We start from the raw sequence: 14,517 nt of genomic DNA on the forward strand, positions 1-14,517 counted from the left end.
GATGTTTTTATGCTACTTTTTCCCCTCACCCCATTTTAGTACATCGATTCTCACTTTAACGAGTCCATCGTTAATCATATCAAGTTCTTTTGCGGCACCGAGTGAGAGATCCAAAATTCTATCTTCCCAGTAGGGCATTCTATCATTTATTTCCAGAACAATGTTTTTTTGATTTTTAAGATTTGTAACACGAACAATAGTACCCATCTGGTATTTTTGATGAGCCGCACTTATCCCATTCATATCATAAATTACTCCGCTGTAGGTGGGCCTGCCATTATACTTATCCGCATAAAAAGATGCTAAGCCCTCACTGCTTTCAAGAATTTCAGAATCAGTTAGATCATCATATTCAAATCTTACATTAGATTCATTCTGTTTGTAAGAAACATTAGTAAAACGAGGGGAGGAAACGCATGCTGATAGTAAAACAGCGAGGGTTAATATTATGTAATTACAATTTCTTCTCATCGTGATTGTGGTGATAAAAAGAATGGGAAGCTAGTTATGCTTCCCACGCCCTCACAAATCAGTCTACCAGCCAAAGTATCCCGATACGGGGGCAAAGTTATAATTTGGAGAATTAATTTCATATGCGCTGTATCACTAACTTACTTTTTTTAATTGCTCAGTTTATAACCAAATTTGGTTACAAAACTCTCATCAAAAGCCACTATTTTTTGTTTCACCGAGTAGGTTCCAAATATTCCCAGACCATTTTTGATATTTGTAAACTCGGGCTGACTAAACCGGACTGAAAACTCATCAAGGAATGTCTTCTGTGCCGCGTAATAAACAGCAAGATTTTTATCCAGGATTAATAATCTAAATATTGCGTTCTTAATCTGATATCTTTTTTTATTAGGATCATTAGATGAAATTTCTTCAAGCGCCTTATTAATAGCAAGAGTATCAAATCCAACTCTGTTGGTATTTGCTTGAACCGAAGGATAGACCGGAAATGAGCCTGTATTACTGTTCATATAAAACATGGGTATTTTTTTTGTGTAGGGAACATTAATTCCATTTTCTTCCCTTGTATATGAAATTACTAATTCGGGAGCAAAATATTGATTTGGGGTCAATGATGAGCCTGTTAATTTTTTCCATGAAAAAAATATTGCTTCTCTTTTTGTTCCAACCTCTGGTATCTGCTGAACTCCATCTTCAAAATAAATTACATTTATTGCGAAGGTTTCCGAAGTAGAGTTTAAAATTGTACCATCTGGTAATTCCGCCAATAGCTCTATTTTTTTTGTTTCAGTAGGTTGAAAATTTTCTAAATAATAATAATGAAGCGGGGTTTTATATCTTGAATTATCACTTCTGCTAATTACTGTATCTCTGAAATAATACTCCTTATCATTATAAATAATTTTTAACTTGGCACCATAAATTGCGGGGTCTGTTACATTAGAATATGGATCATATCCATCAATCTCGTATGATTTTGTGAGGGTAGCAATTTGATATGTAGTATCCCCTCTTAAAACACAATTAAGTATATATACTTGTTCAAACTCGGCCTTTGGCTCTACCTGATCATCACACGAAACAAAAAATGAAGCTGAAATTAAAACGAAAAGAAGAATTAAATAATTTTTCATAATTCCACCTTTATTGATGCTGAAGGTAGGAATGGTAACATATCCACTCTTTCACCTGTGTCTCTTTTGAAGTAAAATAAATTCTTTCTGTTATACGCATTCAGCACGCTCAAATCGAAGTACAATTTAAAATTTCCGACTTGAACTTTTTTTGATAAGTTGAGATCGAGTCGATGGTAATCTGGTAATCTACCAATACTTTTTTCACCTAAGAGAATAAATGGAATATAAGATTCGAGAAGATATCCTCCTCCCGAAAGATCATCTATAGAAAGTTTATCGTAATAACTAGCGATTTGTGTAAATGGCAATCCCGACGAATAACTCCATGCAACACTAGCAGTCCAACCTTTGCCAAAATCATATTCGGCCGAAAGATTAACATTATGGCGGGAATCATATCTTGGCGCATATCTTATTCCATTAATATCCTTAAATGCCCACATCAATGAGTATGAGGCGGTTAAACTAAGAGGTGACATTACAAATCTATTTTGTGTTTCCAGCCCATACGATTCTCCTGTTCCGGGAACAAAATCCCTATCGTCCTGAAAAAATTTATTTTCATTAACGATTGCTAAGTTCTTTACAATTTTATAGTAGCCTTCAATATTAAACGTGAAATACTCTGAGGGAGTAAACTCGAAACCACTGATATAATGAGTAGAATTTGAGGGGTCGAGGTAATAGGGGGTAATCAGCCATGGTTCGAATATTGTGACAACTTCATTTTCATCCGAGATTGTTACGAGATCCTGTAGATAAATACCCCATGAGGATTTAAAAGCTAATTGAGGCAAAAGTCTAAGCGTAACACTCGCGCGCGGTTCAAAAAAATATGCCGGACCGCCTCCAGCCAATCTTGTGGCATTCAATCTCGATCCAATATCAGCGCCCAACCAGGACCAACGAAGCAGTTTGTATTTTAAATATGTGCTGATATTAACGCCATGATTTATATTTTCGGTGAGCTGCCCTCTAAAATTTTCTAATATTAATTTTGAGTGAAGCTCAATAATTTTAAATCCTCCGGCAAATTCATCTTTAGTATCATAGATATAATTAAAATCCATTCTCATTGTTAAATCAGAAATCTTATTTTCTACCCCTTTTGCGTTTGTTTGGTTTGGAATTCTTCTTCCATCAAATGTGCTTGATGAAACCTCAACCTGATAAAATAATGGTGAATCGGATACTTGAAAATAATTAAAGCTAAATGAACTGTTCCCCCATTCAAAATCTTCCCTTCTTATATTTTCATTCATAATTTTATCTCTGCTGGAGAAAGCACTTATTGTAAATTTTGCATCTTCAGCAATTGAAGGATCGGCCAAATTAATTTTAAAAAATAAGTCATAGAAATCTGCCGGTATTGAGTTACTATTCCTAAACTTTTTCAATATTACATCAGAATAGTTTTTTCTTCCGCTTAAAATAAATGAACCGCCCGGTATTGGTCCTTCAAATAATCCTTTTGCTGTTAATAAGCTTAATGTTGCTTTACCACCAAATTTATTCCTATTCCCATCTTTTGTTACTACTCTTAATACAGATGAGAGCCGGTGTGCATATTCGGCCGGGAATCCGCCTTTGTAAAATTCCAGTGAGTTAATCATTTCCGGATCAATCGAGCTAAAAATTCCAAGCGCATGATAGGGGTTATAAATTACAGTATTATCCAGCAGCACTAAATTTTGGTTACTAGAACTTCCACGTACATAGTATCGTGCCGAAACATCCCCCGCGCTTTGTACACCCGGTAAACTTTGAATTGATCTAAAAATATCGAGTTCCACACCTTTAGGTAACGACTCCAGATCCCGCAACGTAATTCTTTGTAAACTAAGATCAGTTGCGTTTTCCTTAGCCACACGTTCTCCAATTTTTTCGATCGCTCTCAACTCAATGCTTACAGGAACTAATTCTACCTTTAAATCGGTAACTCTAAATTCATCAAGCCTCAATTTTACAATCTTTGAAACGTAGCCGACGTATGAAATTGTCACTGTCGCAAGTTTGTTGTGTGGCAATGAAGCCATCACAAAAAAACCACGATGGTCTGTAGATGCTCCCCGATTAAATTCTTTAATATAAACATTAGCGAATGGAAGTACTTCGCCACTAAGAGAATCGGCAACAAAGCCTCTCAATATTCCCCTGTTCGGGTTTTGCGCATTAACTGAAATTGTCATTATTACCATGCAAAGCAGTAGAAATTTTTTCATTAACCCTTTTCATTTTTATTGCTTTAAATGTACAATAAGAAATAATAATAATTAAACCCTTTTTCTTTCTCTTTTTCTCCATCAATAATTAATGAACAAATCTTTTAAATTGCATATCATAATTGGAGCGAGCAGATGACAGTTAAAGAGATTGTAAAGCAATTAAAGCAGAATGGAAGCGTATATAACCGTAAGGGGATGGCTCGTTACGGAATTAAGGTTGATAACGCATTCGGAGTTAGCGCGCCGGTGATTCGGGGTATCGCAAAAGAAATCGGAAAAAATCATGAACTGGCAAAGGAACTATGGAATTGCGGAGTGCATGAAGCTCATCATATAGCGGCGTTAATTGCCGATCCAAAATTAACTACAAAATCAATGATGAATAAATGGGTACGCGATTTATATTCCTGGGATATCTGCGATAGTACGTGCTCAAATTTATTTAGGAAAACTGATTATGCTATTGAAATGATTTTTGAATGGGCCGACAATAAGAAAGAATTTGTGCGCCGTGCAGCTTTCTCACTGATCGCTTTTGTCGCGGTTCATCATAAAAAAAGAGGTGATGAGGAGTTTTTACCCTTTCTTCCATTGATTGTTAAACATTCTGTAGATGATAGAAATATGGTAAAGAAAGCTGTCAATTGGGCTCTTCGACAAATTGGTAAACGAAGTATGTTTCTAAATCGGGAAGCATTAGATACCGCTTACCAAATAAAACAGTTTAATTCAAAATCGGCTAAGTGGATTGCGAGTGACGCTATTAGAGAATTAACAAATGAAAAAATCATTGCGAGAATAAAAAGATAGAACCATTTTACTTCCCGTTTAGTGTAAAATTAAGAATTCTATATCCGTACTCCTCATCAACGGCTTCTTTAATTGGATCGACATAAAAATATGTTGGGAAATAATATTTTTCATCATACTCTATTTTTAATGAATGTACTTTGCTTTCATCAATTTCTAAAAGTATACTGAATAGTTCCTCGATTGTTTTAAATAAATACCACCTCTCGGGTTTTACTTGCTCGCCGGTAGAAGTATTAACAACATTTGTAATAATATTATTAGTTACACTAATCTTTGCGGTGTAGCCTGCTTCATTACAGAAACAGAGCCGCTGCTGCTCAATTGTATAATTTTTAATATTCTTCGATTTCCATTCTCGAAAATACTCTTCCACCGATTGTGGATTTGGTTCGGAAGTAATACTGCAACCAGAGAAGAAAACAATCCAAATTAAAAGTGATGCAAGTTTAATTGTTAATCCCTTATGCACACTCATCCTTAACTACAATTATTTTATCTTCCTTATTTGGGACTATACACAAAAACTCGAATGCATCATCACCAATGGTTTTGTATGAATGCGGCGTATTCGCGGGAATAAAAACAACATCATTTTTCTTTACTTCAAACTCATTATCTCCAATAATTACTTTTGCTTTACCATTGAGAACGAGCTGTTCATGTTCAACGGCATTTGTATGAAGTGGCATAAACCCATAAGGTTCAATAATAAATCTTCTCATCGCAAAATTTGGGGCTTCATCATGACCGATTAAAACCTGTTTAAAAGTATTTTCGCCTGCTTCAATTTTTTCAACAGGTACATTATCTATATTTTTTACGTACATAGTTTTTCCTATACTATATTTAAATTTTTTAACTGTTCCACTACCTCAATAAAAGAAGGGGGCAGTTTCGATTCAATTTTAATTATTTTATCATTGAGAGAGAATTCAACACTGCGAGCGTGCAGCATCAAACGCTTATAATTTTGCTGAATGTTCTTATCGCCGTACTTGGTATCTCCAACAATTGGAGTTCCCATTGAATATAAATGAACCCGCAATTGATGTCTTCTTCCGGTTGATGGGTTCAACTCCACTAATGAATATCCAGTCAATGTTTCTATAACCTTATAGTTTGTAACACTTTGTTTTCCCTTTTGATCGATGCCCATTCTACCGGAGCCGAATTCTCTAATTGGCTTATTAATGATTCCCGATGAATTTGGCAATTGTCCGGAAACCAGCGCAGTATAAAATTTACTAACACTTCTTTCAAAGAACTGTTTATTTAATTGTTTGTGGGCATTTATTTTTTTGGCGAATAAGATAACTCCGCTCACATCCTTATCGATTCTATGAACAATCAATATTTTTTGTTTTAAAGATAGCTCGAGCATCGAGTGAATTGTTGAGGCGGATAGATCATTTTCGGCAATGGAGGAAATTCCCTCGGGCTTATCGACGGCAATAATATTTTCATCTTCATACAATATTTTTAAGAGGCTTGTCTGCATTAATTTACCAAAGTAACTTTACCCTCATCAAGATCATAGCGGGCGCCAATAATATTCAGTTTTCTATGATGAAGATACTCTTCAATAATAGGCTTCGAGTGCTTTAGTTGATCAACAATTCTATTAATATTTGCAAGTATGGCGTTATCTAATTTATCTCCGGAAAGATTAGCGGATTCATCAACCGCCGGTTTAATTTTATCGATTAGCTTTTGGATTTGTCCCGGCTCTTTACCGCCTTGTAAAGTTGCATCAACCGCGCCACACTTTTCATGTCCCAGCACAACTATCAATGGTACATGAAGATGTTCAACAGCATATTCAATACTACCGAGAGCAACATCATCTACCAAATTGCCTGCGGTTCTTATCACAAAAAGATCACCAACTCCTTGATCAAAAATTATTTCGGGAGGAACTCGGGAATCAGAGCATCCAACAATTATAGCAAATGGATGTTGTCCTTTAACTACATCTTTAACTCTATCTAATGATTGATTGGCGTGAATAGACTTACCCAAAATAAACCTTGAGTTTCCATCAAATAATTTTTGCAGCGATTCGGGAGAAGCCTTATGCTGCTGTGCAATTACAAATTGTGCCGCAAAGAAAAGTAGAAGAAGAGTTGTGTTTTTTATTTTCCTCATATCAACATCCTTTCAAAGTAATGTAACTTTTATATAACTGAAGTGTGCATATAGTTAATTTATTCCCCGGATTACAATCAAAGCAATCTTTTAAAATTTAATGGCATTTTTTGCTTGATTTAAGTGCCTCTTTTGATGACCGATGTGGAGTATAAATAATTCACCTAATTGAAATTTTAGAAATGAGGCAACTGGACTTCGGACCGATCGCGCTTTAAGTTCAATAAATTCTGTTCTTTTGAGTAAATGAATAAACTGATCCTGAATTGTCTGAAAGTCAACAACTATTGATTTTGGGAGCTCTGATTCAGCCGCTTGATACTCCGAGGGGGTATGAAGCTTTAATTTTGATTCAGGCATCATCTTCGAAATAAATATTCCTGCAAGTATCCTAGTTTGATATTGTTTATCGGATAAATTAGGTAACTCTTTACGTGTATTTAGTTCTACAGGGAAATATTTTGTGTAGCCATGTGCGATTAAATTTAAATGGGCAATACATTCAGCGGCCGACCAGCTATCTTCATTTGGTTTTTTATTGAATTGTTCATCAGATATAGAGCTAAATAGTTTATTAGCTTCCTCTTTGATACTTAAAAATTCATTCAGCATTTGAATTTGACTCATTTTAAGTTTTGCCATCTTTATAATCCGACCGTTTGGTATCTCAAAATAACAATTTTATTTTTAAGTATTAATTTAATTCTATAAGGCTGAATATGAAGAAAATGTATTTTGTAGTTGCACTCATACTTTTACCTGCTTTTCTCTTTGGACATGAAATCAAATCACTAAAAACTATAGCGGAATTATCTAATTATGAATCCACCTCAACTTATAATGATGTAATTCATTTTATATCTATGTTAAAAAAATATTCTGATCTTGTACATGTTGAGAATATTGCCACCACTGTGGAAGGAAATGAAATTCCCCTCATTATTATTGCAGATCCTTTACCAAGAAGTCTTGAACAAATTAAATCTGACAATAGAATTAAAGTATATATCCAAGGAAATATTCATGCCGGTGAAGTTGAGGGAAAGGAAGCTATCCTAATGTTTGCGCGCGACATTTTAAATGGAAACAAGGAATTGTTAAAAGATGTAATTCTTCTACTATGCCCAATTTTTAATGCAGATGGCAATGAGCCAATTTCCCCTAAAAATAGAACTAATCAAAACGGACCTAAAAATGGAGTTGGAATAAGGTATAATGGACAAAATCTGGATCTTAATCGAGATGCAATAAAGCTTGAATCCCCCGAAGTGAGAGGATTAGTTAAAAATGTTTTAAATAAATATGATCCGGCTGTATTTGTTGATTGCCATACTACAAATGGATCATATCATGAAGAACCGGTTACTTTTGTGTGGCAAATGAATTGCAATGGCGATACCTCTCTTATTTCGTACATGCGAGACAAAATGATGCCCGAAGTTTCATCAACTCTATCAAATAAGTATAATACATTAAATTGTTTTTATGGCGAGTTTATTGATCAGCGCGATTATTCAAAAGGGTGGATTTCATACGCGTTCGAACCTAGATATATTGTTAATTATGTGGGACTTCGAAATCGACTGGCTATATTGAATGAGAACTATGTTTACGCTGATTTCAAATCTAGAGTAATAGGATGTTATAATTTATTGTGGTCAATTGTAGAATACTCGGCTCAAAACAAGAATGAGATGATATCAAAAATTAACGATGCCGATAAGAAAACAATAGCCAAAGGAATGAACCCAGGACTCAAAGATTCATTCGCCGTTACGCAAAAGGCGATTCCTCTCAAGAAACCGGTAACAGTGAATTCCTATGAACTTGAGAAATATACAGATCAAAACGGAAGAGAAAGATTAAGAAAGACTGATGTGAAGAAAAAAGTTACAATTCCATTCTTTGCAGATTATATTCCTGTTAAAAGTGTAAAGTATCCTTTTGCATATATTTTAACTATTTCAGACCCGTTGATAATAAATTTATTAACCGCTCACGGAATTAAGCTGGAAAAACTCTCTCAGACTGTTACACTTGAAGTTGAGTCATATAAAATGATTGAATTAAAACCTTCACCCCGCTCCAATCAAGGACATTACATGAATCAACTAAAAGGAGATTTTTTTTCCGAGACAAAAGAATTTGCAAAAGGAATTATTCTTGTAAGAACTGCACAGCCACTGGGAAATCTTGTTACCTATTTATTAGAACCCGAATCGGATGATGGATTATTGATCTGGAATTTTTTAGACAGATGGATTATTCCCCAATGGGGAAGCGGATTTTTGCCTTATCCAGTACACAAAGTTATTAACCCATCAGAGATTAATTCGATAAGTTTTAATTGATAGACTATAAGCTTGAGGAAAAAATGAGACCCAATATTAATTACATAACATTATTTCTATTAATAGTTTCTTTTAATGCTGTTAAGGCACAGACATTAAAATCTCCGAACGGAAGCCTGGAATTGAAATTTTCAGTTACAAGTTCTGGCGAACCCATTTATGAATTATCTAGGAATGAACATAAAATATTATTGCCAAGTAAACTGGGATTAATATTGGCAGAAGGTAATTCATTAGCAAAGGGATTTACAGTCTCCAAAACAGAAACTTTGAGCTTCGATGAAACATGGGAGCCGGTTTGGGGAGAGGTAAAATCGATACGAAACAATTATAATGAATTAAGAATTACATTAACTCAGGTTGAGTCGGCCAACCGTTTTATAATATTAACTTTCCGTTTGTTTGATGATGGACTCGGATTCCGTTATGAATTTCCCGCACAACCTAATTTGTCTTACTTCACTGTTATTGATGAATTAACCCAATTTAATTTGGGAGAAGATCATACTGCGTTTTGGATTCCTGGTGATTATGATTCTAATGAATATTATTACAAGAAATCAAAATTAAGCGAAGTTGATGCTCTATATGGAAATTCAGTTACAGAAATTTCCACGCGCAGAGTTATTGGGAAAAATTATGTGCAAACTCCTTTAATGATGAAATCTCAGAATGGATTATATATTAACATTTTCGAAGCCGCTTTAGTTGATTACTCCGCAATGCATTTAGAAGTTGATCAAGTAAATTTTGTTCTAAAATCTCAACTTGTACCGGATGCATATGGGAACAAAGCATATCTACAAACTTCATGCAAAACACCCTGGCGTACAATAATAATTAGCGATAAAGCAGAGGAAATTCTCGCATCAAAAATGATTCTTAATTTGAATGAACCTTCAAAAATTGAAAGCACCGATTGGATAAAACCAATGAAATATATCGGCATTTGGTGGGGAATGCATGTCGGTGTTGAATCATGGAATTACGCCGATGCCTCAAATATAAAATTGGAGGGATTCGATTGGTTATCATTAAAACCAAATGGTAAACATGGGGCAACTACAGCAAATACTAAAAGGTATATCGATTTTGCTTCTAAACATGGTTTTGATGCAGTTTTAATTGAAGGATGGAATGTTGGCTGGGAAGATTGGTTCGGCTCATGGAAAGAGGAGGTTTTTGATTTCGTAACTCCCTACCCCGATTTTGATATTGATGAATTATCAAAGTATGCAAAAGAAAAGAATGTAAAACTAATTATGCATCATGAAACTTCCTCTTCTGTTACAAATTATGAGCGGAGAATGGATGAAGCTTATTCATTAATGAAAAAGTATGATTACCCCGCAGTAAAAACCGGTTATGTGGGAAGAATAATTCCAAGAGGCGAAGCTCACGACGGGCAATGGATGGTGCAGCATTACATTCGCGTCGCCGAGAGTTTAGCTAAAAATAAATTGATGCTTAACTCACATGAATCAGTAAGACCAACCGGGTTACACCGAACTTATCCAAATTGGATTTCATCCGAGGCCGCTCGCGGTAACGAATTTAATGCATGGAGTGTTGGGAATCCCCCCGAGCATGAAACAATTCTCCCATTTACCAGATTAATGGGGGGACCGATGGATTACACGCCGGGAATATTTCAAATTAAGATGAGCTATTATGATTCAAATAAAAAAGAACAGGTTCACACTACATTGGCAAAACAGCTGGCTCTTTATTTAACAATGTACTCCCCTCTACAAATGGCGGCGGATTTACCTGAGAATTATGAAAAACATCTCGACGCGTTTCAATTTATTAAGGATGTAGCGGTAGATTGGGATGATACAAAATATCTTGAAGCAGAACCGGGAGATTATATTACTATAGCAAGAAAAGCAAAAGGTACAAACAATTGGTTTGTGGGTGCTATTACGGATGAAAATTCAAGAACTGCAAATATTGATCTGTCATTTTTAGATAAAGATAAATCTTATAAAGCAACAGTCTATGCCGATTCAAAAGATGCACACTGGGAAAAAAATCCAATGGCTTATGAAATTAGTACTAAGCAAGTTACATCAAAAGATTTATTGAAAATAAATCTTGCTGAAGGGGGCGGTTGCGCCATTAGTATAATTGAATCAAGAAAGTAGTTCGGCTTATAAAAAAGCCTGACCCAGAATAGAAGTCAGGCTTTGTACCCTCAAATCTATACTATATTTTTGACCTCTAGAATACTTTGTTAAAATGGTGAATTCATGTATGAAACATTTAATTTTTTCCACTTTGTTACTTTATCCAACTGTTTATTAGTTATCACATTTGGCATCTCATACTTTCCTGTTGAAGCATTCTTAAAATATGTAATTCGAGATTCAAGATATTTCAAATCCGACACGGTTGATTTTATTTGATTATCATCGGACAAATTAAATCCGCCGCAGTATGTATTTGAGCTAAGATTTGTGATTTTATAACTAAATTCATAGGTATCTCTCATTAAAAATTGTTTATCAGTTGAATAGCCCGACGACCTTTGAGTCCATGTTACCGTTGCGTTCTGAATGTTTGTTACATCAGCTGAAATAGTTCCCTCTACTTTATAGTGAATTGTATCCGAAGTTGTTGTATAAAGTTGTGCTGACGGATTATTGTGTGTCCGAATAATTGTTTGTTCCTGCTTAAACGTATTTCCATTCCATTTAATTTGTTCGATATCGGTCGATTTAAGTGATTCATGAATGTTGGAAGATTTTGGGATATATATTGTTAACCAAATTGCCGAGCCATCCTTTCCGACGCCTTCAATATCCAAATTAGCACTAATAAATTTTCTTGACTTAATGGTGTTCATGCATTCAGAATTATCACCTCCTGAAGAACTAGCTTTAACTGTGAAGTCATCCGATTTGTAGAAAATTCCTCCAATTTCTAGTTGAGCATAAATCTTCTCATCTTTCTTTATACTCAATCCAGTTCCGCTGACAACATTATTTACACATGTAGCTTCACCAATTATAGCACTTCCTTTATATATTTTTATTTTTCCATTATACTTAATTTCTTTAGTGTATTCCGAATTTAGTGTATGCTTAATTAATCCCGACAAACTGCCATCGTCTTTTGCATCAGAAATAGTAACAGACATTACAGGAATAAACAGTTTTATTAAATTGGCACCTCCCTCAACAATTGTGGGGATAAGTACGCTTGCCTGCGATTTAACACACGCCAAATCAATAGTATGATTGCCCCATCCAAAAAAGCTTCTCTTTCCAAGCATTTTAATTTGTTTACCATTGATTGTTTTGTAGTAATAACTGTCGCTCGAGTTAAGAAGCACATCGGATCCAACCGCGGGGGAAGTATAAGGCATTCGGTCGTTTATTGTTGGAGTGATTCCTGTACCATATTGTGTATCGAGAGTAAAGAAATTTTTATTTGTAAATAATGCCATTGTTTCGAAAATTGCATCAGCAGTTCTCGCATTTTTGAAAGCCGCCGCACTTACCTGATCAGGTTGAATATTTGAAGTACCATAGTCCAAAACTTGAGCTGATTTTATCAATTCTTCATAGGGATCAGGATCACCAACATACCCATTCGCAAAAGCTGGATGAGCATCATTTCTTACATGTGGAGGGCATCCCATATCCGCAAACAGATGCATTGTTTCCCCTAAAGCCCTGTATGCATCGCCTAAGTATTGGCTTCTTTTAGTATCATTATAAAAGGCGTTACTCAAATACTCTTTAGCATATTTCCAATTATAAGGATTATCAACAGCTGTCAACGCCCATTCTTTTGCATCCATTTTAGGTAGAGGTTGATTATAAGTTATTGCGTAATTTTCAACAAGGTCAGTTAAATATGAAACACCGTCGATTCTAACCGGATCATAAAAATGGCGAAGAGACGCTGGAACCTGTGGTTCGTCGGCTGAAAATCCACCATGGATTATCCACTCTTTCGGAGTCATATTTGTTAGTGATTCATTAACAACAAACTTTCCTCCTTGTACTACTTTATTCCCCTCAACAGTTAAATCACCAAATTTTATCAGAGTATTATTAGGTAAATAATTTGTTGGTGATCTATACCAAAACCAATCAACAACCGCCTCGTTAATGCTTGTGTGCATCTTTGTATTTTCATAACCGCTAACAATTAGAATTAATAAAAAGTATGTCGCAAATCCTATTGCCGCTGAAATCACTTTTTTCATTTTTCACCTCAAAACCTTACCAGTTTCCAATCCCCATTCTCATTTTGCCTTCCGAAAGCAATAAAATAGTTTTTGCCATCGACTGTAATTTCATATTCAGCATACAGTTCACTATAGGCGATAAGCTTTTTATTTTTTAATGCGTCGGCAAATGCATTGAATTTGGGTTTAACGTTTTCCAGCTCAGCTCCATAAATTTTTGCGGCAGTTTCGCTTATTACTTTTTTAACTTCTGCTGTATTACCGCTCTTAAAAGCTAATTCGGCTTTTTGAGAATCATCTTCCAAATCTTTAATTACTTCATTTTCGATTGGCGGTTTTAATGGTTCGGGTTCCACAGGATTGTTCTCACTTTTTTTACATGAAGTTACACCATCCACCATAAGTGCGAGCGCAATCCCAAGTAAAAAATATCCTATAAGCTTCATAATAATCTCCTACTTTTTGAAGTATCTGTACTCAACCTCAACAGGCCAAAATTGAGCATTTATATCGGGCTGTTTAGCAACTCTAAAAACAACATAACCGTCGCGGCATTTTGCCATCCATATTTGACCATTTTGAAGAGGTTGTGAACATACATCCGTTAACCAATTTGTCGTATCCGCCAGACTTGCAGCCGATAAGTCGGAGGTGGATAATTTTTTTAATTTATCTACGTATGGGCGAAACCAAACGCCATTTCCTGAACTTTGAGACGATCCATAAGCACACCAGCTTATTGTTTCACCATCCGATTTTTCCCATTCAACTTCATTCCCTTGTGTACCGACTTTTCCCTCCGACCAATCCACTCCCCAATGTGTAACTGTCAATTTTTTGATTCCATCTTCTGGTCCAGTTGCATCATCTTTATTGCATGATGAAGCCACAAAAAGAATTAAACATAGAACAGCGCCAATGCACTTCTTCATTTTTATTTCTCCTTAAAAGTGAATTTTTTGATTTTCTTTATCATGCACATTTTTGATCAATCGCCCACAATGTTTACAATACTTTGCGTAGGGGTTATCATAGGGATGACCACAATCAGTGCATTTTACAAGCAGCTCGCTTCCGCACAAACTACAATATTTATCTTGTTCAGATATATGGCTAAAGTAACTGCAGTGGGGACATATTTTGTATTCGTTAATCAAGATTACTAATCCCAT

The 14,517-nt window shown here is 35.3% G+C and carries 15 protein-coding genes; 3 read left to right on the plus strand and 12 right to left on the minus strand.

Going from position 1 to position 14,517, the window contains the following annotated elements; all coding sequences use genetic code 11:
* Positions 1 to 12: 12 nt before the first annotated feature.
* The 3 genes from KF816_15525 to KF816_15535 form a co-directional block, all read right to left on the minus strand.
* Positions 13 to 471, minus strand: coding sequence for a septal ring lytic transglycosylase RlpA family protein (locus tag KF816_15525; protein MBX3009430.1), 459 nt, complete (start codon positions 469 to 471; stop codon positions 13 to 15).
* A gap of 149 nt (positions 472 to 620) precedes the next feature.
* A complete protein-coding gene (locus KF816_15530; GenBank protein MBX3009431.1) occupies positions 621 to 1,607 on the minus strand; it encodes a DUF4249 family protein in 987 nt (328 codons plus the stop codon).
* On the minus strand, positions 1,604 to 3,832 hold the full coding sequence (locus KF816_15535) for a TonB-dependent receptor (GenBank protein ID MBX3009432.1): 2,229 nt from the start codon (positions 3,830 to 3,832) through the stop codon (positions 1,604 to 1,606). The genes KF816_15530 and KF816_15535 overlap by 4 nt, the downstream gene beginning before the upstream one ends.
* Before the next feature lie 135 nt (positions 3,833 to 3,967).
* Here KF816_15535 and KF816_15540 point away from each other — a divergent pair, with 135 nt between their 5' ends.
* Positions 3,968 to 4,645 carry a DNA alkylation repair protein gene (locus tag KF816_15540; protein ID MBX3009433.1) on the plus strand — a complete coding sequence of 226 codons (678 nt, stop codon included), beginning with the start codon at positions 3,968 to 3,970 and terminating at the stop codon, positions 4,643 to 4,645.
* Between the two features lie 7 nt (positions 4,646 to 4,652).
* On the opposite strand, the gene KF816_15545 is transcribed toward KF816_15540, so the two are convergent.
* The 5 genes from KF816_15545 to KF816_15565 all read right to left on the minus strand — a co-directional run bounded on the left by KF816_15545 (position 4,653) and on the right by KF816_15565 (position 7,435).
* Positions 4,653 to 5,123 (minus strand): hypothetical protein, encoded by a 471-nt coding sequence (locus KF816_15545; GenBank protein MBX3009434.1) that lies wholly within the window; start codon positions 5,121 to 5,123, stop codon positions 4,653 to 4,655.
* Positions 5,110 to 5,475 carry a cupin domain-containing protein gene (locus tag KF816_15550; GenBank protein ID MBX3009435.1) on the minus strand — a complete coding sequence of 122 codons (366 nt, stop codon included), beginning with the start codon at positions 5,473 to 5,475 and terminating at the stop codon, positions 5,110 to 5,112. Before KF816_15550 ends, KF816_15545 begins: the two co-directional genes overlap by 14 nt.
* 8 nt (positions 5,476 to 5,483) lie before the next feature.
* The gene (locus KF816_15555) at positions 5,484 to 6,146 is read right to left on the minus strand and encodes an RNA pseudouridine synthase (protein MBX3009436.1); all 663 of its coding nucleotides are present in this window, start codon (positions 6,144 to 6,146) and stop codon (positions 5,484 to 5,486) included.
* Positions 6,146 to 6,793: a carbonic anhydrase gene (locus KF816_15560; protein MBX3009437.1), complete on the minus strand. Its 648-nt coding sequence runs from the start codon at positions 6,791 to 6,793 to the stop codon at positions 6,146 to 6,148. The genes KF816_15555 and KF816_15560 overlap by 1 nt, the downstream gene beginning before the upstream one ends.
* 90 nt (positions 6,794 to 6,883) lie before the next feature.
* Entirely contained in the window at positions 6,884 to 7,435 is a 552-nt protein-coding gene (locus KF816_15565; protein ID MBX3009438.1) for a DinB family protein, read from the minus strand.
* 77 nt (positions 7,436 to 7,512) lie between these two features.
* Between KF816_15565 and KF816_15570 the strand changes: the two genes are divergently transcribed.
* Both KF816_15570 and KF816_15575 read left to right on the plus strand, forming a co-directional pair.
* Positions 7,513 to 9,144 (plus strand): hypothetical protein, encoded by a 1,632-nt coding sequence (locus tag KF816_15570; protein MBX3009439.1) that lies wholly within the window; start codon positions 7,513 to 7,515, stop codon positions 9,142 to 9,144.
* A gap of 23 nt (positions 9,145 to 9,167) precedes the next feature.
* Positions 9,168 to 11,291, plus strand: a complete 2,124-nt coding sequence (locus KF816_15575) for a glycoside hydrolase family 97 protein (GenBank protein ID MBX3009440.1) — start codon at positions 9,168 to 9,170, stop codon at positions 11,289 to 11,291.
* Between the two features lie 89 nt (positions 11,292 to 11,380).
* Here KF816_15575 and KF816_15580 read toward each other — a convergent pair whose 3' ends face one another.
* The 4 genes from KF816_15580 to KF816_15595 are packed head-to-tail and all read right to left on the minus strand — an operon-like array spanning position 11,381 to position 14,517.
* Positions 11,381 to 13,363 carry a hypothetical protein gene (locus KF816_15580; protein MBX3009441.1) on the minus strand — a complete coding sequence of 661 codons (1,983 nt, stop codon included), beginning with the start codon at positions 13,361 to 13,363 and terminating at the stop codon, positions 11,381 to 11,383.
* An 8-nt stretch (positions 13,364 to 13,371) separates the two neighbouring features.
* Positions 13,372 to 13,791 (minus strand): hypothetical protein, encoded by a 420-nt coding sequence (locus KF816_15585; GenBank protein MBX3009442.1) that lies wholly within the window; start codon positions 13,789 to 13,791, stop codon positions 13,372 to 13,374.
* A gap of 9 nt (positions 13,792 to 13,800) precedes the next feature.
* The gene (locus KF816_15590; protein MBX3009443.1) at positions 13,801 to 14,277 is read right to left on the minus strand and encodes a hypothetical protein; all 477 of its coding nucleotides are present in this window, start codon (positions 14,275 to 14,277) and stop codon (positions 13,801 to 13,803) included.
* Positions 14,278 to 14,289: 12 nt separating this feature from the next.
* A complete protein-coding gene (locus tag KF816_15595) occupies positions 14,290 to 14,517 on the minus strand; it encodes a zinc ribbon domain-containing protein (protein ID MBX3009444.1) in 228 nt (75 codons plus the stop codon).

This window comes from Melioribacteraceae bacterium, from assembly GCA_019638015.1.
In the GTDB taxonomy this organism is placed as follows: Bacteria; Bacteroidota; Ignavibacteria; order Ignavibacteriales; family Melioribacteraceae; genus JAHBUP01.